Origin of the sequence: Klebsiella sp. 10982 (assembly GCF_048589245.1) — a bacterium.
Taxonomy (GTDB): domain Bacteria; phylum Pseudomonadota; class Gammaproteobacteria; order Enterobacterales; family Enterobacteriaceae; genus Klebsiella; species Klebsiella quasivariicola.
Window position 1 is genome coordinate 1 of the sequence record NZ_JBMAXV010000058.1, and the last position, 21,776, is coordinate 21,776.

Annotated in this window: 19 protein-coding genes; 15 read left to right on the forward strand and 4 right to left on the reverse strand. The window is 56.8% G+C overall.

Features of this window, described 5'->3' with window-relative positions:
• Positions 1–155: 155 nt before the first annotated feature.
• On the reverse strand, positions 156–1,496 hold the full coding sequence (gene citS / locus ACKLKD_RS25520; protein WP_025713785.1) for a citrate/sodium symporter CitS: 1,341 nt from the start codon (positions 1,494–1,496) through the stop codon (positions 156–158).
• A 256-nt stretch (positions 1,497–1,752) separates the two neighbouring features.
• On the opposite strand from citS, the gene citC reads away from it, so the two are divergent.
• From citC to ACKLKD_RS25565, 9 genes are all read left to right on the forward strand, one after another.
• Entirely contained in the window at positions 1,753–2,781 is a 1,029-nt protein-coding gene (citC, locus tag ACKLKD_RS25525; protein WP_025713784.1) for a [citrate (pro-3S)-lyase] ligase, read from the forward strand.
• A gap of 30 nt (positions 2,782–2,811) precedes the next feature.
• Positions 2,812–3,105, forward strand: coding sequence for a citrate lyase acyl carrier protein (citD, locus tag ACKLKD_RS25530; RefSeq protein WP_042929679.1), 294 nt, complete (start codon positions 2,812–2,814; stop codon positions 3,103–3,105).
• Entirely contained in the window at positions 3,102–3,971 is an 870-nt protein-coding gene (gene citE / locus ACKLKD_RS25535) for a citrate (pro-3S)-lyase subunit beta (RefSeq protein WP_025713782.1), read from the forward strand. Before citD ends, citE begins: the two co-directional genes overlap by 4 nt.
• A gap of 10 nt (positions 3,972–3,981) precedes the next feature.
• Positions 3,982–5,508 (forward strand): citrate lyase subunit alpha, encoded by a 1,527-nt coding sequence (citF, locus tag ACKLKD_RS25540; RefSeq protein ID WP_025713781.1) that lies wholly within the window; start codon positions 3,982–3,984, stop codon positions 5,506–5,508.
• Positions 5,509–5,527: 19 nt separating this feature from the next.
• On the forward strand, positions 5,528–6,436 hold the full coding sequence (gene citG, locus ACKLKD_RS25545) for a triphosphoribosyl-dephospho-CoA synthase CitG (protein ID WP_025713780.1): 909 nt from the start codon (positions 5,528–5,530) through the stop codon (positions 6,434–6,436).
• 226 nt (positions 6,437–6,662) lie between these two features.
• A complete protein-coding gene (gene dapB / locus ACKLKD_RS25550) occupies positions 6,663–7,484 on the forward strand; it encodes a 4-hydroxy-tetrahydrodipicolinate reductase (protein ID WP_025713779.1) in 822 nt (273 codons plus the stop codon).
• Between the two features lie 457 nt (positions 7,485–7,941).
• A complete protein-coding gene (gene carA, locus ACKLKD_RS25555; protein WP_025713778.1) occupies positions 7,942–9,090 on the forward strand; it encodes a glutamine-hydrolyzing carbamoyl-phosphate synthase small subunit in 1,149 nt (382 codons plus the stop codon).
• 159 nt (positions 9,091–9,249) lie between these two features.
• Positions 9,250–12,474, forward strand: a complete 3,225-nt coding sequence (gene carB, locus ACKLKD_RS25560; RefSeq protein ID WP_025713777.1) for a carbamoyl-phosphate synthase large subunit — start codon at positions 9,250–9,252, stop codon at positions 12,472–12,474.
• 169 nt (positions 12,475–12,643) lie between these two features.
• Positions 12,644–12,877 (forward strand): YgdI/YgdR family lipoprotein, encoded by a 234-nt coding sequence (locus ACKLKD_RS25565; RefSeq protein WP_002888059.1) that lies wholly within the window; start codon positions 12,644–12,646, stop codon positions 12,875–12,877.
• Positions 12,878–12,925: 48 nt separating this feature from the next.
• Here the strand turns inward: ACKLKD_RS25565 and ACKLKD_RS25570 are convergent, their stop codons facing one another.
• The 3 genes from ACKLKD_RS25570 to idnO are packed head-to-tail and all read right to left on the reverse strand — an operon-like array spanning position 12,926 to position 14,700.
• A complete protein-coding gene (locus ACKLKD_RS25570) occupies positions 12,926–13,393 on the reverse strand; it encodes a YhcH/YjgK/YiaL family protein (RefSeq protein ID WP_025713776.1) in 468 nt (155 codons plus the stop codon).
• Entirely contained in the window at positions 13,390–13,920 is a 531-nt protein-coding gene (locus ACKLKD_RS25575; protein WP_025713775.1) for a gluconokinase, read from the reverse strand. The genes ACKLKD_RS25570 and ACKLKD_RS25575 overlap by 4 nt, the downstream gene beginning before the upstream one ends.
• 15 nt (positions 13,921–13,935) lie before the next feature.
• A complete protein-coding gene (gene idnO / locus ACKLKD_RS25580) occupies positions 13,936–14,700 on the reverse strand; it encodes a gluconate 5-dehydrogenase (protein WP_025713774.1) in 765 nt (254 codons plus the stop codon).
• Between the two features lie 236 nt (positions 14,701–14,936).
• Between idnO and ACKLKD_RS25585 the strand changes: the two genes are divergently transcribed.
• From ACKLKD_RS25585 to folA, 6 genes are all read left to right on the forward strand, one after another.
• Positions 14,937–15,929, forward strand: a complete 993-nt coding sequence (locus ACKLKD_RS25585; RefSeq protein WP_008807481.1) for a LacI family DNA-binding transcriptional regulator — start codon at positions 14,937–14,939, stop codon at positions 15,927–15,929.
• Between the two features lie 210 nt (positions 15,930–16,139).
• Positions 16,140–17,090: a 2-hydroxyacid dehydrogenase gene (locus ACKLKD_RS25590; RefSeq protein ID WP_012542880.1), complete on the forward strand. Its 951-nt coding sequence runs from the start codon at positions 16,140–16,142 to the stop codon at positions 17,088–17,090.
• Positions 17,091–17,160: 70 nt separating this feature from the next.
• Entirely contained in the window at positions 17,161–18,465 is a 1,305-nt protein-coding gene (locus ACKLKD_RS25595) for an MFS transporter (protein ID WP_025713773.1), read from the forward strand.
• A gap of 95 nt (positions 18,466–18,560) precedes the next feature.
• Positions 18,561–19,094 (forward strand): glutathione-regulated potassium-efflux system oxidoreductase KefF, encoded by a 534-nt coding sequence (kefF, locus tag ACKLKD_RS25600; protein WP_025713772.1) that lies wholly within the window; start codon positions 18,561–18,563, stop codon positions 19,092–19,094.
• Positions 19,087–20,952, forward strand: a complete 1,866-nt coding sequence (kefC, locus tag ACKLKD_RS25605; RefSeq protein ID WP_025713771.1) for a glutathione-regulated potassium-efflux system protein KefC — start codon at positions 19,087–19,089, stop codon at positions 20,950–20,952. Before kefF ends, kefC begins: the two co-directional genes overlap by 8 nt.
• Positions 20,953–21,125: 173 nt before the next feature.
• Entirely contained in the window at positions 21,126–21,605 is a 480-nt protein-coding gene (gene folA, locus ACKLKD_RS25610) for a type 3 dihydrofolate reductase (RefSeq protein WP_002888320.1), read from the forward strand.
• Positions 21,606–21,776: the final 171 nt, after the last annotated feature.

Sequence of the window (21,776 nt, forward strand, 5' to 3'; positions counted from 1 at the left end):
TGGTACATCTCAATAGGGGCACGATGGCGCGCTGACTGGCGACGTTTCTGGCGTTTCCGGCTAAGGAGCAGGGTGGATTTCCCTCTGCCGCTCCCGGCATTGGACCCTGATAGCCATTTACGTCGTGAGTTCAACGGCGTCACCGTGCAAATGGGTTAAATCATCATGCCGAACACGATACTGGCGATGACCAGCACAATACCGCCGCCCAAACGGGAAGAGATTTGCGCATAGGAAATAAGGTTCATTCGGTTACAAGCGGAAAGGACTTCCAGGTCACCGGAGCCGCCGCGGTTGGCCATACACAGGCCCGCGGTGATCGCCGATTCAATCGGAAAGAAGCCCATCATCCAACCGCCGATCGCCGCGCCGAGCACTGCGCCGATAACGATTACGGCGGCGATAACGACGTTATAGACAGTAATGGCATTGATGATTTCCTGCAGGTCGGTGTAGCAAACGCCGACGCCGACCATCAGGACCCACAGCAGCTGTTTGGAGAAGAAATCAGACAGGCGCTTGGCACCGGCTTTGATTTCTGGTGAGCACAGGCCAGAGGCGTTCAGCGCTGCGACAATCAGCACCATCCACGCAAAATAGTGAATAGAAACGCCGCCAATGCTGGGCAGAATTTTCTTTGCTACGACATAAGCGAGCAGGAAGCAGGTGGTGGACAACACCAGGCCGACAGCGGTTTCGCGATGGGTGATTTCACCCGCTTTCTCGTCCTCTTCGACTTTGAACGAGGCTTTACGCACCAGCTCGCCTTCACCGCTTAGCCAGGTGTGTCTTTTACCGATGATATCGAGTACCGCGGCAAAAATGATGGCGAAGATGTTGGCGATGGTCAGGATGGCGATGGCGGTAGAGTAGTACTCTTCGCGAGAGCGGCCGGTGACGGAGTGGTAAATTTCCGACAGCGGTACCGCGCCCGCGCCGTTGCCGCCGCCCATGATCGGCAGGACGTAGAGCATCATGATGCGATCCACCGGAATACCGAACACCAGGCCGATAGCGATGCCGAAAATAGATGCGCCGATAATGCCCATCAGGATCGTCGGAATATAGCCAAGCAGCGATTTCAGCAGCAGACGGCGGTTCACGGAAAGGATCGCCCCGGTAATTAATACTGCGATGAATAAGTTAAGGAAGTTACTCTTATCCATCACGTTGCTGATGGCATCGATCTCTTTCTGCGTGAAAATACCGGCATAGACGAAATAAGCCGCCACCAGGAAAATCATCACCGGGGCTCCACCGATATATTTGTTGAATATTGGCAGACGTTTGCCAATTTCACCGAACAGGGCGCCAATAATAAACATTATGGCGAAGCCGCCGACAATGTCGGTGGGTAACGCGTTAAAGAAATGGGAAAGTAATAGCGTAATTAACGCAAACGCATAAAGGGGCAGCGGCATGCCGAAGATTTTGAATCCCAGCAGGTCGCTAACGCCCTTTTTCTCCGTTGCCGGAGCGTGGCTCATGTTAGTCATAAACGTTATCCTGTTTATTGATGGAGTATTAAGACCGGCGCATAGTAATAAATAGAATCACTGCCAAGGTGTGATTACCTTCACTGAATACTCGTGTTTTTTATTAATTTAATTGGTTTAATGATGCTGAATTAATTAACAACATAAAAACCATAAAGCCAATTAAGCCACGAGAAAAACTGTGATTTAAATACAAGAATCCATAGCCGAACGCTGGCGAAATACAGGTCGTTTTGGAATAACGAAGCGCTAAAAAATGACTCTGATATTAAAACGCGTTCAGCTACAAAAGGATAAACCGCGGCGAGAGGCGATCGACCGATTTCTGCGTCAACATCAGCTCTCATTAGAGGCTGATTGTGAAATGGCGATCGTCGCCGAGTATCAGCAGCGGCTGGTCGGTTGCGGCGCCATTGCCGGTAACGTGCTGAAGTGCATCGCGGTCGATCCCTCGCTGCAGGGAGAAGGGCTGAGCCTGAAATTACTGACGGAATTACTCACTCTGGCCTATGAGCTGGGGCGCAGTGAGCTGTTTCTCTTTACGAAACCTTCTAACGCCGCGCTGTTTTCGGGGGCTGGCTTCTGGCCAATAGCCCAGGCCGGCGATCGCGCTGTGTTACTGGAAAATAGCCGGGAACGCCTCACCCGCTACTGCCGCCAGCTGGCCATGTACCGCCAACCGGGACGCAAAATTGGCGCCATTGTGATGAACGCCAATCCTTTCACCCTCGGCCACCGCTGGCTGGTGGAGCAGGCGGCCCGACAGTGCGACTGGCTACATCTGTTCGTGGTGAAAGAAGATGCATCCTGTTTCTCCTATCAGGATCGCTTCACGCTCATTGAAAAGGGGATTGTCGGTATCGACAAGGTCACGTTACATCCCGGCTCGGCATATATCATCTCGCGGGCCACCTTTCCCGGCTATTTTCTCAAAGATCAGGGCGCGGTCGATGACAGCCACAGCCAGATTGACCTTCAGCTGTTCCGCGAGCGTTTAGCGCCAGCGCTGCAGATAACCCATCGTTTTGTCGGCACAGAACCACTGTGCTCGCTGACCCGCCATTACAACGAGCGTATGAAAGTGTTGCTGGAAGCACCTGGCGATACCCCGCCTGTAAAGGTGGTTGAACTGGCGCGAATCGAACAAAACGGCGCCCCGATCTCGGCTTCCCGCGTGCGCGAGCTTTACCGGCAGCGCAACTGGCAGGCCGTGGCGGCGCTGGTGCCGCCGGGTACGCTCACTTTTCTGATGCAACTGGCGGAAAATGAACATCAAACCGCCTGATTTATAGGCCATAACCAAGGATTTGCCTCTATGGAAATGAAAATTGACGCCCTGGCCGGCACGCTGGAGTCCAGCGATGTGATGGTCAGGATTGGGCCGACGGCGCAGCCGGGTATTCAGCTGGAGATCGACAGCATTGTGAAGCAGCAGTTTGGCGCTGCGATTGAACAGGTGGTCAGAGAAACGCTGGCGCAGCTTGGCGTCAGCCAGGCCAACGTGGTGGTCGATGATAAAGGTGCGCTGGAGTGCGTTCTGCGTGCTCGCGTTCAGGCTGCGGCGCTGCGCGCTGCACAACAGTCCCAAGTGCCATGGAGCCAGCTATGAAACCCCGTCGCAGTATGTTGTTTATCCCCGGCGCCAATGCCGCCATGTTAAGTACTTCCTTCGTTTACGGCGCCGATGCGGTGATGTTTGACCTTGAAGACGCCGTGTCGCTACGCGAAAAAGATACCGCTCGCCTGTTGGTGCATCAGGCGCTGCAGCATCCGCTGTATCAGGATATCGAAACTGTAGTGCGTATTAACCCATTGAATACGCCCTTCGGTCTTGCCGATCTTGAAGCGGTGGTGCGTGCAGGCGTGGATATGGTGCGTCTGCCGAAAACCGACAGCAAAGAAGATATCCATGAGCTGGAAGCTCACGTCGCGCGTATTGAACGTGAGTGCGGCCGGGACGTCGGCAGCACCAAACTCATGGCGGCTATCGAGTCGGCGCTGGGCGTGGTGAATGCGGTTGAGATCGCCCGCGCCAGCCCGCGGCTGGCGGCAATTGCTCTGGCGGCCTTCGACTACGTCATGGATATGGGCACCTCCCGCGGCGATGGAACCGAACTGTTCTATGCCCGCTGTGCGGTGTTGCACGCCGCCCGCGTCGCCGGTATCGCCGCCTATGACGTGGTGTGGTCGGATATCAATAATGAAGAGGGATTCCTCGCGGAAGCGAACCTGGCGAAGAACCTCGGCTTTAACGGCAAATCGCTGGTTAACCCGCGACAAATTGAACTGTTGCACCAGGTCTATGCCCCGACGCGTAAAGAGGTCGACCATGCGCAGGAGGTGATAGCTGCTGCGGAAGAGGCAGAATCGCGCGGTCTTGGCGTGGTATCGCTGAACGGCAAGATGATCGATGGACCGATTATTGACCACGCTCGCAAAGTGGTGGCGCTCTCGGCTTCCGGTATTCGTGATTAAGGGGAACAAGATGAAAGAGACAGTAGCAATGCTTAATCAGCAGTACGTGATGCCGAATGGACTGACTCCTTATGCCGGCGTAACGGCGAAAAGCCCCTGGCTGGCGAGCGAGAGCGAAAAGCGCCAGCGCAAAATCTGCGATTCGCTGGAAACGGCGATTCGTCGCTCCGGCTTGCAAAACGGGATGACCATTTCATTCCACCACGCGTTTCGCGGCGGCGACAAAGTCGTCAATATGGTGGTGGCGAAGCTGGCGGAAATGGGATTTCGCGATCTCACCCTGGCGTCCAGTTCGCTGATTGATGCTCACTGGCCGCTGATCGAGCATATAAAGAACGGTGTGATCCGCCAGATCTACACCTCCGGCCTGCGTGGCAAACTCGGGGAAGAGATCTCCGCCGGCCTGATGGAAAACCCGGTGCAGATCCATTCTCACGGAGGGCGTGTACAGCTGATCCAAAGCGGCGAGCTGTCCATTGATGTGGCATTTCTCGGTGTTCCCTGCTGTGACGAATTTGGCAACGCCAACGGTTTTAGCGGTAAGTCACGTTGCGGTTCGCTGGGCTACGCCCGCGTCGATGCCGAGCACGCTAAATGCGTGGTACTGCTGACTGAAGAGTGGGTGGATTATCCTAACTACCCGGCCAGTATTGCCCAGGATCAGGTCGATCTGATTGTCCAGGTAGACGAAGTCGGCGATCCGGAAAAGATTACCGCTGGCGCCATCCGTCTGACCAGTAACCCGCGCGAGCTACTGATCGCCCGCCAGGCGGCGAAAGTGGTTGAGTATTCCGGTTACTTTAAGGAGGGTTTCTCGCTGCAGACCGGTACCGGTGGGGCTTCGCTGGCCGTGACTCGCTTCCTGGAAGATAAAATGCGCCGTAACGGCATTACCGCCAGCTTCGGCCTCGGCGGCATTACCGGCACGATGGTCGATCTGCACGAAAAGGGACTGATAAAAACGCTGCTCGATACCCAGTCCTTCGATGGTGACGCGGCGCGCTCGCTGGCGCAGAACCCGAACCATGTCGAGATCTCCACCAACCAGTATGCCAGTCCAGGCTCGAAAGGCGCCTCCTGCGAGCGACTGAACGTGGTTCTGCTCAGCGCGCTGGAGATTGATACTGGCTTTAACGTCAACGTGATGACCGGTTCTAACGGTGTGCTGCGCGGGGCGTCCGGTGGCCACAGCGATACCGCCGCCGGTGCGGATTTGACCATTATTACCGCACCGTTAGTTCGCGGCCGTATTCCCTGCGTCGTGGAAAAGGTGCTGACCCGCGTCACGCCGGGGGCCAGCGTGGATGTGCTGGTCACTGACCACGGCATTGCGGTAAACCCGGCGCGTCAGGACCTGATCGACAATCTGCGCAACGCGGGTATCCCGCTGATGACCATTGAGGAACTGCAGCAGCGTGCAGAGCTGTTGACCGGCAAGCCGCAGCCGATCGAATTTACCGATCGGGTGGTCGCAGTCGTGCGCTATCGCGACGGCTCGGTCATCGATGTGATTCGTCAGGTTAAAAACAGCGACTAAGCGCAGAGGGGAAAAGGCGATGAACAACGTGTTAATCCATCCTCCGCGTTTGCAGCGCGTGACGGCAATGACTGCAGATGAGATCGTCAGCGCGGTGGAGCGCGCACTGTTAACCGAAGTTCGCCTGACCCCCAAGCCTGGGTTAGTGGATATTCGTAACGCTGGCGCGCACCACGATATGGATTTGGCCTCGTTTGAAGCCAGCACCGCCGTGGTGGCCCCGTGGATGGAAAAGTTTTATATCATGGGCCACGATACCGCGGCGGTCGCGCCGGAGCAGGTATTGATGATGCTGCGCCCGGTGGGAATGGCCTGCGAGAACGATATGCTGGAAGTGACCGGCGGAGTGAATACCCATCGGGGGGCGATCTTCGCTTTTGGTCTGCTGAGCGCGGCGGCAGGCAGGCTGGCGTCGAAGGGAGAGCCGATGGAACAACATCGGCTGTGCGATCAGGTGGCACGCTTCTGTCGCGGCATGGTTATGCAGGAATTATCCTCGGCTAACGGGGAGCGACTCAGTAAAGGCGAGGCTCATTTTCTGCGTTATGGCCTCGCCGGCGCGCGCGGCGAGGCAGAGAGTGGATTCCTGACGGTGCGCACCCAGGCGTTGCCGGTCTTTAACCGTGTGATGGCGGAAACCAGCGACAGCAACCTGGCGCTGCTGCAAACCCTGCTGCACCTGATGGCGTGGAATGATGATACTAATCTCGTCTCGCGCGGCGGGCTGGCCGGGCTGAACTATGTCCAGCAGGAAGCGCAGCGATTGCTGTGGCAGGGAGGCGTGCTGGCTGACGATGGACTGGAGGCGATGCGCCAGTTTGACGATGAGCTGATTGCCCGCCACCTCAGCCCCGGCGGCAGCGCTGATTTACTGGCGGTGACCTGGTTTTTATCCGCCTTTCCTGGCGGCGCGCTTTTCCCGCAGTAATTCCTTCCACCCCGTCTCCGCCCGCCTTGTGGGGGCGGAGCATCCTCATTTCTCTTGCTGGTTGTCACTGCGTAAACGTGGATTTGCGGCACAAACTTATAGTTTTTACTGATATCGTCCGCCGTTTGTCATAAATTTCTAATTATCGGCGTTTTTGAGTAGCGGCCCGCTGATGGGCTGGTTACTCTGAAAACAATTTACGTAATGTTAACAAAAGAGAATAGCTATGCATGATGCACAAATCCGCGTGGCCATCGCCGGCGCGGGCGGCCGGATGGGACGCCAGTTAATTCAGGCTGCGCTGCAGATGGAAGGCGTGGCGCTGGGCGCGGCGCTGGAGCGCGAAGGATCCAGTCTGGTGGGCAGCGATGCCGGCGAGCTGGCGGGCGCAGGAAAAGCGGGCGTTACGGTGCAAAGCAGCCTGTCGGCGGTTAAAGACGATTTCGACGTCCTGATCGATTTTACCCGCCCGGAAGGCACGCTGAACCACCTGGCCTTCTGCCGTGAACATGGTAAAGGGATGGTTATTGGCACCACCGGGTTTGACGACGCGGGCAAACTGGCGATTCGCGATGCTGCCGAGGAGATTGCCATTGTCTTCGCCGCTAACTTTAGCGTCGGCGTCAACGTCCTGTTAAAGCTGCTGGAGAAGGCGGCGAAGGTGATGGGCGACTATACCGACATCGAAATTATCGAAGCGCACCACCGGCATAAAGTGGATGCGCCGTCAGGCACCGCGCTGGCGATGGGCGAAGCGATCGCCGGCGCATTGAACAAAGATCTGAAGGACTGCGCCGTTTACAGTCGTGAAGGTCATACCGGCGAACGTGTCCCGGGCACTATCGGCTTTGCGACCGTCCGTGCAGGCGACATCGTCGGAGAGCATACCGCGATGTTTGCTGATATCGGCGAGCGTATTGAAATCACCCATAAAGCGTCCAGCCGAATGACGTTTGCTAATGGCGCCGTTCGTTCAGCTTTATGGCTGAAAGCTAAGAAAAATGGCCTATTTGATATGCGTGATGTGCTGGATCTGAATGCTTTATAACGATTATTACCCATCGTGATGTGGTTATTGCTATCAATAAGTTATTGATGCAAGGGGCAATATTTTGTTGCCCTTTTTTATTTTTGCGCATTACATGATTTGTTTTTGATGAAATGGCTAAAACATGCTTTCTTTGCCTGTTTTTTAGTGAATGGAATGTAAATTTTGACCATCTGGTCCACTTTTTTGCTGGTTAGCGCTCTGTTTTACACTCTTCCACGTCCGCAAGCGTTTTCTAAGGCAGGTTTGTTGATCTTTTTGGCGTAAAAATCACGTCTTATGCGCCAGTGGCGTAAAATGGCATTAAAAATCTCCGCTTTGAGTTGACTTTTATCCGACATCTCTCCAGAATGCCGCCGTTTGCCAAAAATCTGCGGGCAACAGATTTGCATTGATTCAGATCGTGTTTATGAATTAATATGCAAATAAAGTGAGTGGATATTCTCTGGAGGATGTTTTGATTAAGTCAGCGCTATTGGTTCTGGAAGACGGAACCCAGTTTCACGGTCGGGCCATCGGGGCAACCGGCACGGCGGTTGGGGAAGTCGTTTTCAATACTTCAATGACCGGTTATCAAGAAATCCTCACTGATCCTTCCTATTCCCGCCAAATCGTCACTCTTACTTATCCTCATATTGGTAATGTCGGCACCAACGCCGCCGATGAAGAATCTTCTCAGGTGCATGCGCAGGGTCTGGTTATTCGCGACCTGCCGCTGATTGCCAGCAACTTCCGCAGTACTGAAGACCTCTCTTCTTATCTGAAGCGCCATAACATCGTGGCGATTGCCGATATCGATACCCGCAAGCTGACGCGTCTGCTGCGTGAGAAAGGGGCGCAAAACGGCTGCATCATCGCGGGCGACAGCCCGGATGCCCAGCTGGCGCTGGAAAAAGCGAAAGCGTTCCCGGGCCTGAACGGCATGGATCTGGCGAAGGAAGTCACCACCGCAGAAACCTACAGCTGGACGCAAGGCAGCTGGACCCTGGCGGGCGATCTGCCGGAAGCGAAAGCGGAAAGCGAGCTGCCGTTCCACGTCGTGGCATATGACTTCGGTGCGAAACGCAACATCCTGCGCATGCTGGTTGACCGCGGCTGCCGCCTGACGGTGGTGCCGGCGAAGACCTCCGCCGCGGACGTACTGGCGCTGAATCCGGACGGTATCTTCCTCTCCAACGGCCCTGGCGACCCGGCGCCGTGCGATTACGCTATCGAGGCGATTGAAAAATTCCTCGAGACCGATATTCCGGTGTTCGGCATCTGCCTTGGCCATCAGCTGCTGGCGCTGGCGAGCGGTGCCAGGACCATTAAGATGAAGTTCGGTCACCACGGCGGCAACCATCCGGTTAAAGATATCGACAACAATGTGGTGATGATCACCGCCCAGAACCACGGTTTCGCGGTGGATGAAGCCACGCTGCCGGCTAACCTGCGCGTGACCCACAAGTCGCTGTTCGACGGCACCCTGCAGGGGATCCATCGTACCGATAAACCGGCGTTCAGCTTCCAGGGCCACCCGGAAGCGAGCCCGGGGCCGCACGATGCCGCACCGCTGTTCGACCACTTTATCGAGTTAATTGAGCTCTACCGTCAGTCCGCGAAATAATCAGAACCTGTTTATGTTCTGCTGTGCTCGGGAATACGGCGTTAAAAATTTGTTCAAAATGCTCATTTACGTTTTGTAAACTGCGCTTTCTCACAAATTTTTTCCTTGTCTACCCATCGCTCGCGACGACCATAAACAGGTTCTTCGGAGAAGAAAGCAATGCCAAAACGTACAGACATAAAAAGTATCCTGATTCTGGGCGCGGGCCCGATTGTTATCGGTCAGGCGTGTGAGTTTGACTACTCCGGAGCCCAGGCCTGTAAAGCCCTGCGTGAAGAAGGCTACCGCGTTATCCTGGTGAACTCTAACCCGGCGACCATCATGACCGACCCGGAAATGGCCGATGCCACCTATATCGAGCCGATTCACTGGGAAGTGGTGCGTAAAATCATCGAAAAAGAGCGCCCGGACGCGGTGCTGCCGACCATGGGCGGCCAGACTGCGCTGAACTGCGCGCTCGAGCTGGAGCGTCAGGGCGTTCTGGCTGAATTCGGTGTGACTATGATTGGCGCCACCGCCGATGCGATTGATAAAGCCGAAGACCGTCGCCGTTTCGATATCGCGATGAAAAAAATCGGTCTCGACACCGCGCGCTCTGGTATCGCCCACACGATGGAAGAAGCGCTGGCGGTTGCCGCCGACGTTGGTTTCCCGTGCATCATCCGTCCGTCCTTTACCATGGGCGGCACCGGCGGCGGTATCGCCTATAACCGCGAAGAGTTCGAAGAAATCTGCGAACGCGGCCTGGATCTCTCTCCGACCAACGAACTGCTGATTGATGAATCGCTGATCGGCTGGAAAGAGTACGAGATGGAAGTGGTGCGCGATAAGAACGATAACTGCATCATTGTCTGCTCGATTGAAAACTTTGACGCCATGGGTATCCACACCGGTGACTCCATCACCGTTGCGCCGGCGCAGACCCTGACTGATAAAGAGTACCAGATCATGCGTAACGCCTCGATGGCGGTGCTGCGTGAAATCGGTGTCGAAACCGGCGGCTCTAACGTACAGTTCGCGGTCAACCCGAAAAACGGTCGCCTGATCGTTATTGAAATGAACCCGCGCGTCTCCCGCTCCTCGGCGCTGGCCTCCAAAGCGACCGGCTTCCCGATTGCTAAAGTGGCAGCCAAGCTGGCGGTAGGTTATACCCTTGACGAGCTGATGAACGACATCACCGGTGGCCGCACGCCGGCTTCTTTTGAGCCGTCCATCGACTACGTAGTCACTAAAATTCCACGCTTTAACTTCGAAAAATTCGCCGGCGCCAACGATCGTCTGACAACCCAGATGAAGTCTGTCGGCGAAGTGATGGCGATTGGTCGCACCCAGCAGGAATCCTTGCAGAAAGCGCTGCGCGGTCTGGAAGTGGGCGCCACCGGCTTCGACCCGAAAGTGAGCCTCGACGATCCGGAAGCGCTGACCAAAATCCGCCGCGAGCTGAAAGACGCCGGCGCTGAGCGTATCTGGTATATCGCTGACGCGTTCCGCGCGGGCCTCTCCGTCGACGGCGTCTTCAACCTGACCAACATCGATCGCTGGTTCCTGGTGCAGATTGAAGAGCTGGTACGTCTGGAAGAGAAAGTGGCGGAAGTGGGTATCAACGGCCTCGACGTTGACTTCCTGCGCACCCTGAAGCGTAAAGGCTTTGCCGATGCGCGTCTGGCGAAGCTGGCGGGTGTGCGTGAAGCGGAAATCCGCAAGCTGCGCGACCAGTATGACCTGCATCCGGTCTACAAACGCGTGGATACCTGCGCGGCGGAATTTGCTACCGATACTGCCTACATGTACTCCACTTATGAAGAAGAGTGTGAGTCCAACCCGTCCGTTGACCGCGATAAGATCATGGTTCTCGGCGGCGGCCCGAACCGTATCGGTCAGGGTATCGAATTTGACTACTGCTGCGTACACGCCTCGCTGGCGCTGCGTGAAGACGGTTACGAGACCATCATGGTCAACTGTAACCCGGAAACCGTCTCCACCGACTACGACACCTCCGACCGTCTGTACTTCGAGCCGGTGACCCTGGAGGACGTGCTGGAAATCGTGCGCATCGAGAAGCCGAAGGGCGTTATCGTCCAGTACGGCGGCCAGACCCCGCTGAAGCTGGCGCGCGCGCTGGAAGCAGCCGGCGTGCCGGTTATCGGTACCAGCCCGGACGCCATCGACCGTGCGGAAGACCGTGAGCGCTTCCAGCATGCGGTTGACCGCCTGAAACTGAAGCAGCCGGCGAACGCCACCGTGACTGCGATTGAGCAAGCGGTTGAGAAGGCAAAAGAGATCGGCTATCCGTTGGTGGTGCGCCCGTCTTACGTGCTCGGCGGTCGGGCGATGGAGATTGTTTACGACGAGCAGGATCTGCGCCGCTACTTCCAGACTGCGGTCAGCGTCTCTAACGACGCGCCGGTACTGCTGGATCGCTTCCTCGACGACGCGATTGAAGTGGATGTCGATGCTATCTGCGATGGCGAAATGGTGTTGATTGGCGGCATCATGGAGCATATCGAGCAGGCAGGCGTTCACTCCGGCGACTCCGCCTGTTCCCTGCCAGCCTACACCCTGAGCAAAGAGATTCAGGATGTGATGCGCGAGCAGGTGCAGAAACTGGCCTTCGAGCTGCAGGTTCGTGGCCTGATGAACGTCCAGTTCGCGGTGAAAGATAACGAAGTTTATCTGATTGAAGTCAACCCGCGTGCTGCGCGTACCGTACCGTTTGTCTCCAAAGCCACCGGCGTACCGCTGGCGAAAGTGGCGGCGCGCGTGATGGCGGGTAAAACCCTGGCGCAGCAGGGCGTGACCAAAGAGATCATCCCGCCGTACTACTCGGTGAAAGAGGTGGTCCTGCCGTTCAACAAATTCCCGGGCGTTGACCCGCTGCTGGGGCCAGAAATGCGCTCTACCGGGGAAGTGATGGGCGTCGGCCGCACCTTCGCTGAAGCGTTCGCCAAAGCGCAACTGGGCAGTAACTCGACCATGAAGAAACAGGGTCGCGCACTGCTCTCCGTCCGCGAAGGCGACAAAGAGCGCGTGGTCGACCTGGCGGCGAAGCTGCTGAAGTTCGGCTTCGAGCTGGATGCGACTCACGGCACGGCGATTGTGCTGGGCGAAGCGGGCATTAACCCGCGTCTGGTGAACAAGGTGCATGAAGGTCGTCCGCACATTCAGGACCGCATTAAGAATGGCGAATATACCTACATCATCAACACCACCGCAGGTCGCCAGGCGATTGAAGATTCCAAGCTGATCCGCCGCAGCGCGCTGCAGTACAAGGTGCACTATGACACCACCCTGAACGGCGGCTTTGCCACCGCGATGGCCCTGAACGCCGACGCCACCGATAAGGTGATTTCGGTTCAGGAAATGCACGCGCAAATCACCAAATAAGCGCACCGGCCTGGCCGGATAGCTACAAACGTGGGCTGACGACATCGTCAGCCCTTTTTTATGGGCTGCGGTCATCTTCGGAGAGTTCTGCTTTTAACCCCCTGTCGGGTCAGGCTAACTATAGTTAGCACCATAACGATACCTATTGATGAAAAGACAGGAGGATACAATGCGGAACAATATTCTGGTGGCATCCGCACTGGCAGCGACGGCAATCATGTTCGTGGCCGGCTGCTCATCGAATCAGTCGATCAAAACCACCGACGGCAAGACCATTGTCACCAGCGGCAAACCGCAGGTGGATGATGATACCGGCCTCGTTTCTTACAAAAATGCTGAAACCGGCCGCGTGGAGCAGATTAACCGCGACCAGGTAAAATCCATGGATGAGCTGGATAACTAAGTGGTTATCCCAGGCCCCGCGGGGAGCGTGCGGGGCCGAACGATCGCGTTACAGCAGCGCGCGATCGATTTTGACCACGATTTTGCGCAACGCTGCGCCTTGATCGAGGCAGGCCATCGGGCGGTGTAATTCGCCAGGGAAGAGGATCGCCAGCTCTTCCGGGTGGAGATGAATCAGCGTTTCGCTGTCGATAGCCTGGCAGAAACCGATATCCTGCGCCGTGTTGAAGGGGCCATCTTCAACGACCGGCAGCCCTTTATTCCCGGCACCGATGATCTCTTCGCCTTTCAGCACAATGTGAATATCGAGATATTGACGATGATATTCCGGACGTTGCTCGCCCAGCGGCCGGGTATGGCCTTCGACGACGGTAAAAAACACATTATCACTCTCGACGGTATATTTCCCCGGCGGCAGCGCGTGCGGTTGTTGCTGTAACACGGCCTGCAGCGCCTGGCGAATCACCGGCGGATAGAGCTCATTTTCGGCGGCGGCGGTTAAGGTATCGATAATCATGCCGGGATCCTCTGCGGTTGTTGCGGATGAAGTAACGTTAATGAGTGGGCGACAATACTGGCGACGTCGGGGGTAATATCGACGGCCAGAACATCGCTTTCACTGGCGTCTGGCGTCTCCAGGGCGGCGAACTGGCTACGCAGTAGCGCCTCTGGCATAAAGTGGCCTTTACGCTGGCGCATACGCTGCAAAATGCAGTCATAATCCCCGGTCAACCACAGGAAGCGTAGCTTCGCGTTCCCCTCACGCAGGCGGTCGCGATAGCGCTTTTTCAATGCGGAACAGACCAATACACCAGACTCGTTTTTCTGCTCAAGGCTGAAAATAACGTCGGCGATACGCGTCAGCCACGGTTGACGATCCTCATCATTCAGCGGCTGGCTGGTGGCCATTTTGACGATATTGCTGCGTGGATGAAGGTCGTCGCCGTCGATAAATTTCGCCCCCAGCGCGTGGGCCAATGCCTGACCGACGGTGGATTTGCCGGTCCCGGAGACGCCCATCAAAATAATGCATTGTCCTGCCATCATGTGCTCCCTCACTCAGACCGCGACCAGCATGCCGCCATCAACGAACAGCAGATGGCCGTTGACGAAATTCGACGCGTTTGACGATAAAAAGACGGCAGCGCCGACCAACTCCTGCGGATCGCCCCAGCGGGCGGCAGGGGTGCGTTTGCATAACCAGTCGGTAAACGCCTTATCCTCAACCAGCGTCCGGGTCATCGCCGTATTAAAGTAGCCCGGGGCAATGCCGTTGACCTGAATGTTGTGCCGCGCCAGCTCAACGCACATCCCGCGGGTTAGCATCTTCACCGCGCCTTTGGCGGCGGCGTAGGGGGTGATGGTGTCGCGCCCCAGCTCGCTCTGCATGGAGCAGATATTGATGATTTTTCCCTGCTGGCGGTCAACCATGCGCTTCGCGACGGCCTGAGAGACGAGAAACACCGCCGTCTGGTTAACCGAAATCACATCATTCCACTCCTGCACCGGGAATTCGGTAAACGGGTGTCGACGCTGGATCCCGGCGTTATTGAATAACACGTCGATTGGGCCAATATGCGCTTCGATATCGGCAATGGCCTCTTCAACGGCCTCGGCATCGGTCACGTTAAATACCGCAGCATGGGCGATGGCGCCTTCATCGCGGAGCTTCATCACTGCATCGTCCGCTCGCGGGGCAGAAAGGTCATTAATAATGATTTCTGCGCCATATTGCGCCAGACCCTGGGCCATGACAAAACCGATCCCCTGTCCTGCGCCCGTAATTAAAATGCGTTTACCTTGTAAGCTGAAAAGATCGTTCATCTCGATATCCTGATTAGCGGCTGAAGAAAACCTGTGCCCTATCTCACGGATTTTTACCGGGGGAAACTGTGATGAAGATCACTCGAAACCGTGTTACAAAAAGGGGTTACCTTAAACGTGACGCTGCCGGTAAATCTCGCTGACTCAACGGGTTAACGGCTACGGACTGGCATTCTCTTTTGCCACCCCGACAGGCATAATGGCCTGAAGCAGTCAGGTATTTGGCGGACACACAGATGAAAGCACAACGCATTACTCTCCATGATATTGCCGAGCTGGCTGGCGTAACCAAGATGACCGTTAGCCGCTATTTGCGCACCCCGGAAAAGGTGAAACCGGAGACGGCGGAGCGCATTGCCAGCGTGATAGCGGAGATCGGCTATCAGCCCGACCCGGATAATCCGGCGATGACCAGCGTCGCCGTGCCGCGGATTGGCGTACTCATTCCCTCCTTTCATAATCAAATTTTTGCCGATCTGCTGGCCGGCATCGAATCTGTTGCCGCCGGGCATGGCTACCAGACGCTGGTGGTGAATTACGACTACGATCGCCAGCGTGAAGAGGAGCAGATTGCCGCCGTGCTGGCGTTTAACGTGAAAGGACTGCTGCTGACCGAGTCGGTGCACTCCCTGCGGGCGGACAAGTATCTGAATGCCGCGAAGATCCCGATCGCCGAAGTGATGGGGCTGGCGGAGAATCCAGGACGCATTAACGTCGGATTCGATAACTTCCAGGCCGGCTTCGATATGACCACCATGCTGCTGGCCAGCGGTAAACGACGGATCATCTACTTCGGCTCGATGTCCGACGTCCGCGACGAGCAGCGTTATCTGGGCTACTGTCGGGCGATGGAGAATGCCGGGCTGGCGGTGGGGCGCATTGCGCCGAATAAAGTCTCGTCGGTTTCCATTGGCACCGGCATGATGACCCTGGCGCGGCAAATGTACGCCGATATGGACGGTATCCTGTGCACTAATGACGACCTGGCGGTGGGCGTGTTACAGGAGTGCCTGGCATCCGGTATCAGCGTGCCCCAGGAGCTGGCTATCGCGGGCTTTCATGGCCTGGAGATCGGCCAGATCGTCTCTCCCCGGCTGGCCAGCGTCCTGACGCCGCGCTTCGAGATGGGTAAGGTGGCGACAGAGATTTTAATAAAGAAAATCAAAGGACTGCCCACTATTGAAAAGGTGGATCTCCACTACCGCCTGTCGATGGGCGAAACGATTTAACGGCCACCAGCTAGCGCCTGTCGTGTGTTAGCGAAAGGTTAATGCGCGCGCGGTCCATTGCCTGTCTGGTCGCCGTTTTGTCTTCACGATCACGCGTCCGGTAACATGCATTTTTAACACGATTCAGCGTGATACAGATCGCAAAATCCCCCGATAAAAACCCGTTTGATAGTGGCTACCGTCGTAACCAAACGTCAAACAGGTGATCTGATGAAGAGTGTTATTCCCCGCGCTGTCCTTTTAGTGGCCCCCGTAATTGAGACCCTGCAGCTGCAGCTGGCGGAGCATTTCCCGCTGCTGCGTCTCTACGAGCAGGACGATCCGATCGCCTTTCTGCGTGAACAAGGAGAGAACATTGCCGTCGTGGTCACTCGCGGCGACGTCGGCGTAGCAAACAGCGTCCTTGAGTTGCTGCCTCAGGCTGGGCTGATTGCCATCTTCGGCGTCGGTACCGATGCGGTGGATCTGGCGTATGCCCGCTCGCGGCAAATTGCCGTCACCATCACCTCCGGGGTGTTGACGAATGATGTCGCTGACCTGGCGATGGGGCTGCTGCTGGCCGGCTCCCGTCAGCTCTGTCAGGGCGATCGCTTTGTCCGCGAGGGACGCTGGCTGAGCGGTGGTATGCCGTTGGCGACTCAGGTCAGCGGGAAGCGTATCGGCCTGCTGGGTATGGGGAATATTGGCCAGGCGATCGCCCGCCGGGCGCGGGGTTTTGATATGCAGGTGCTGTATACCGACCGTAAAAAGATAGCGGGCCTCGATTATCAGTGGTGTGCCGACCTGCATACCCTGGCGCATGAGAGCGATTTTCTGGTGATTGCCGCATCCGGCGGCGAGGCGAACCGCGGCATCATCGACGCCTCGGTGTTTAACGTGATGCCGGCGCATGCCTGGCTTATCAATATTGCCCGCGGTTCGCTGGTGGATGAAAAGGCGTTGATCCACGCGTTACAAAACGGCGTTATCGCCGGGGCCGGGCTCGATGTTTTCGAACAGGAACCCCAGGTCCCGGCGGCGCTGATCGCCCTCGATAACGTGGTGCTGCAGCCGCATGTCGCCAGCGCCACGCAGGAAACACGACAGAAAATGAGCGAAGTGGTTTTTGCTAACGTCGCCGCCTGGTTTGCCGGCGCAGCGCTGCCAAACGCTATCGATTAATTAGCTTTTTATTTCTGTACCCGCGCGATCTCAATCAAAACAATAACCTCTGCATAGAGAGTGCAAATATATGAACGAGAAAATTCCCAGCACCCGTTGGCTGCGTATCATTGTGCCGGTGTTAATTGCCTGCATTATGTCATTTATGGACCGGGTTAATATTAGCTTTGCCCTGCCAGGCGGCATGGAGGCCGATTTAGGCATTACCAGCCAAATGGCCGGCGTGGCCAGCGGTATCTTTTTTATTGGTTATTTATTTTTGCAAATTCCCGGTGGGCGAATTGCGGTTAACGGCAGCGGTAAAAAATTTATTGCCTGGTCGCTGGTAGCCTGGGCTATCGTTTCCGTGGCGACAGGGTTTGTGACTCATCAATATCAACTGCTGGTGCTGCGATTTATTCTCGGGGTATCGGAAGGGGGAATGCTGCCGGTAGTGCTGACTATGGTCAGTAACTGGTTTCCGGAAAAAGAGCTGGGTCGCGCGAACGCGTTTGTGATGATGTTTGCCCCGCTCGGCGGCATGCTCACCGCGCCGGTCTCCGGCGCCATTATTGCGGCGCTTGACTGGCGTTGGCTGTTTATCATCGAAGGGCTGTTGTCGCTGGTGGTGCTGGTCGTGTGGTGGTTTATGATCAGCGACCGTCCGCAAGAGGCCCACTGGTTGCCCGCCCGCGAGCGTGACTATCTGGTGACCACCCTGGCCGCCGAGCGTGCGGCGAAGCAGGCAGAAGCCCCTGTCAGCAAGGCGCCGGTGAAGGATGTGTTTGGTAATGCCGGACTGATGAAGCTGGTGATCCTCAATTTTTTCTACCAGACCGGGGATTATGGCTACACGCTGTGGCTGCCGACCATTCTGAAGGGGTTAACCGGCGGCAACATGGCCAGCGTTGGCTTCCTGGCGGTGCTGCCGTTTGTCGCCACGCTGGCCGGGATCTATGTGATTTCGTTGTTCAGCGACCACAGCGGTAAGCGTCGTCTGTGGGTTCGCTTCTCGCTCTACAGTTTTGCGGCAGCGCTGGTGGCGTCGGTAGTGCTCCGCGACCAGATGGTGGCGGCCTATATCGCACTGGTGATCTGCGGTTTCTTTCTCAAATCGGCTACCAGTCCGTTCTGGTCGATGCCGGGGCGTATCGCTTCGCCGGAGGTGGCGGGCAGCGCACGCGGAGTGATCAATGGCCTGGGCAATCTCGGCGGATTCTGTGGCCCCTATCTGGTGGGCGTGATGATGTATCTCTACGGCCAGAATGTGGCGGTCTGCGCCCTGGCCGGTTCGTTGATTATCGCCGGCACAATGACCTTTCTGCTACCGAAGCAATGCGATCTGGTCGACAACGATTCTGATGTGGCGATCAAGAATCAACCCCGAAATGCGTAACCCACTGCGACATAAATCACAGTTATCATTGTAAGCCGTTGGCTTAACTGTCTACACTCTTGCTGATTATGACAAGAGCAAACGCAGGCCAATCAATGATTCTGATAATTTATGCGCATCCTTATCCGCAGCATTCTCATGCGAATAAGCGAATGCTTGAACAGGCAGGGACGCTTGAAGGCGTAGAGATACGCTCCCTCTATCAACTCTATCCTGACTTTAATATCGATATCGCCGCCGAGCAGGCGGCGCTGGCCCGTGCCGATCTGGTTATCTGGCAGCATCCCATGCAGTGGTATAGCGTACCGCCGCTGCTGAAGCTGTGGATGGACAAAGTGCTGGCGCACGGCTGGGCCTATGGCCACAACGGTATTGCCCTGCGCGGTAAATCGCTGATGTGGGCGGTGACCACCGGCGGCGGTGAAAGCCACTTCGACATCGGTTCATTTCCCGGTTTTCCGGTGCTGGCGCAGCCGTTGCAGGCAACTGCGCTTTACTGCGGCATGAAATGGCTGCCGCCGTTTGCCATGCACTGCACCTTTATCTGCGATGACGAAACGCTGCAGGAGCAGGCCCGCCATTATCGTCAACGCTTAATTGACTGGCAGGAGGCACATCAGAATGGATAGCCATACGCTGATACAAGCGCTGATTTACCTGGGCGCCGCGGCGCTGATTGTGCCCATCGCCGTCCGCCTGGGGCTGGGGTCGGTGCTGGGCTATCTGATCGCCGGCTGTATTATCGGCCCGTGGGGGCTGCGGCTGGTGACCGACGCCGAGGCGATTCTGCACTTTGCCGAGATCGGCGTGGTGCTGATGCTGTTCGTCATTGGTCTGGAGCTGGATCCGCAACGGCTGTGGAAGCTACGCGCCTCGGTGTTCGGCGGCGGCGCGCTGCAGATGGTGGCCTGCGGGGTGTTGATCGGCTTGTTCTGCATGCTGCTGGGCCTGCGCTGGCAGGTGGCCGAGCTGATCGGCATGACCCTGGCGCTCTCTTCCACAGCCATTGCGATGCAGGCGATGAATGAGCGTAATCTGACGGTGTCGCAGATGGGGCGCAGCGCCTTCGCGGTGCTGCTGTTTCAGGATATCGCGGCGATCCCGCTGGTGGCGATGATCCCGCTGCTGGCGGCCAGCGGTGGCGCCACCTCGCTGGTGGCGTTTGCTCTTTCCGCATTGAAGGTGGCCGCGGCGCTGGCGCTGGTGGTGGCCCTGGGGCGCTATCTGACCCGTCCGCTGCTGCGCTTTGTCGCCCGTTCCGGACTGCGCGAAGTGTTCAGCGCCGTGGCCCTGTTCCTGGTTTTCGGCTTTGGTTTATTGCTGGAAGAGGTCGGGCTGTCGATGGCGATGGGGGCGTTTCTCGCCGGGGTGCTGCTGGCCAGCTCCGAGTATCGTCATGCGCTGGAAAGCGATATTGAGCCGTTTAAAGGACTGCTGCTGGGGCTGTTCTTTATCGGCGTCGGCATGTCGATTGATTTCGGCACTCTCGTGACCCATCCGCTGCGTATTGTGATTTTGCTGGTCGGTTTCCTGGCGATAAAAATGCTGATGCTGTGGCTTATCGCCAGGCCGCTTGGCGTGCCGCGCGCCCAGCGCCGCTGGTTTGCGGTGCTGCTGGGGCAGGGAAGTGAGTTCGCGTTTGTGGTCTTTGGCGCCGCGCGGATGGCGGATGTACTGGACGGCGAATGGGCAAAGGCGTTGACCCTGGCGGTCGCCCTGTCGATGGCGGCAACCCCCATTCTGCTGGTGCTGCTGACCCGCATGGAGAAATCGTCCAGCGGCCAGGCGCGTGACGCTGACGAGATTGATGAAGAGCAGCCGCGGGTGATTGTCGCCGGCTTTGGCCGCTTCGGACAGATTGCCGGGCGACTGCTGCTCTCAAGCGGGGTGAAGATGGTGATCCTCGATCACGATCCGGACCATGTCGATACCCTGCGCAAATTTGATATGAAGGTCTTCTACGGCGATGCCACCCGGGTCGATCTGCTGGAGTCAGCCGGTGCGGAAAAGGCGGAAGTGCTGATCAATGCCATTGACGATCCGCACGTCAGCCTGGAGCTGGTGGCGAGGGTGAAAGAACATTTCCCGCATCTGCAGATTATCTCCCGCGCCCGCGATGTCGATCATTATATCCAGCTGCGTCAGGCTGGCGTTGACGCGCCGGAGCGTGAAACCTTCGAGGCGGCGCTGAAGTCCGGCCGAATGACGCTGGAGGCGCTGGGGCTTGGCGCCTATGAAGCGCGCGAGCGGGCCGATCTGTTCCGTCGTTTCAACCTGCAAATGGTCGAAGAGATGGTGGCGATGGCGGAAAACGACGCGGCGTCGCGGGTGGCGGTCTTCAAGCGTACCAGCGATATGCTCACCGGCATCATCAACGAAGATCGACATCATCTGTCGCTGGTGCAGCGCCATGGCTGGCAGGGAACGGAAGAGGGCAGGCATACCGGGGATATTGCCGATGAGCCGGAAAATAAGCCCTCTGCCTGACGCTAACCAGTAACATTTTGTTTTCTTTTAGATCCTCTTCTGGCGGCCCACGGCGCGAACGTGGGCTTGCCAGCAAATCAGAAAATTTTCTTATTCTTTACTCTCCGCCCAGTCGACGAAGTTGTACGCTTTCCGTATAGTGGCGACAATTTTTTGTACTCAGGAATGAATGAATGATCAGTCTGATTGCGGCGTTAGCGGTAGATCGCGTGATTGGTATGGAAAACGCCATGCCATGGAACCTGCCTGCCGATCTCGCCTGGTTCAAGCGCAACACGTTAAATAAGCCGGTAGTGATGGGGCGTCTGACCTGGGAATCCATTGGACGCCCGTTGCCGGGGCGTAAAAACATCGTGATCAGCAGCAAACCCGGCAGCGACGATCGCGTGCAGTGGGTCTCCTCCGTTGAGGAAGCGATTGCCGCCTGCGGCGATGTGGAAGAGATTATGGTGATTGGCGGTGGCCGCGTGTATGAGCAGTTTCTGCCGAAAGCGCAGAAGCTGTATCTGACTCATATCGATGCGGAAGTGGAAGGCGATACTCATTTCCCGGATTACGATCCGGACGAGTGGGAATCGGTGTTCAGTGAGTTTCATGATGCCGATGCGCAGAACTCCCACAGCTACTGCTTTGAGATCCTCGAACGCCGTTAAGCGGGAAGGATAGCCATGAAAAAACCCCTGTCGCGTCTGGCGTAACCGGGGTTTTCTTTTGCATGAATTCCGTGACGATGGCGCACGCAGTACCTCGTCATATTTCCCGTCGCGGGCTCCGTCTTCCGGGAGTGCTGCCCGTGGCTACAAATGGCACGGAAATGTAGAAAT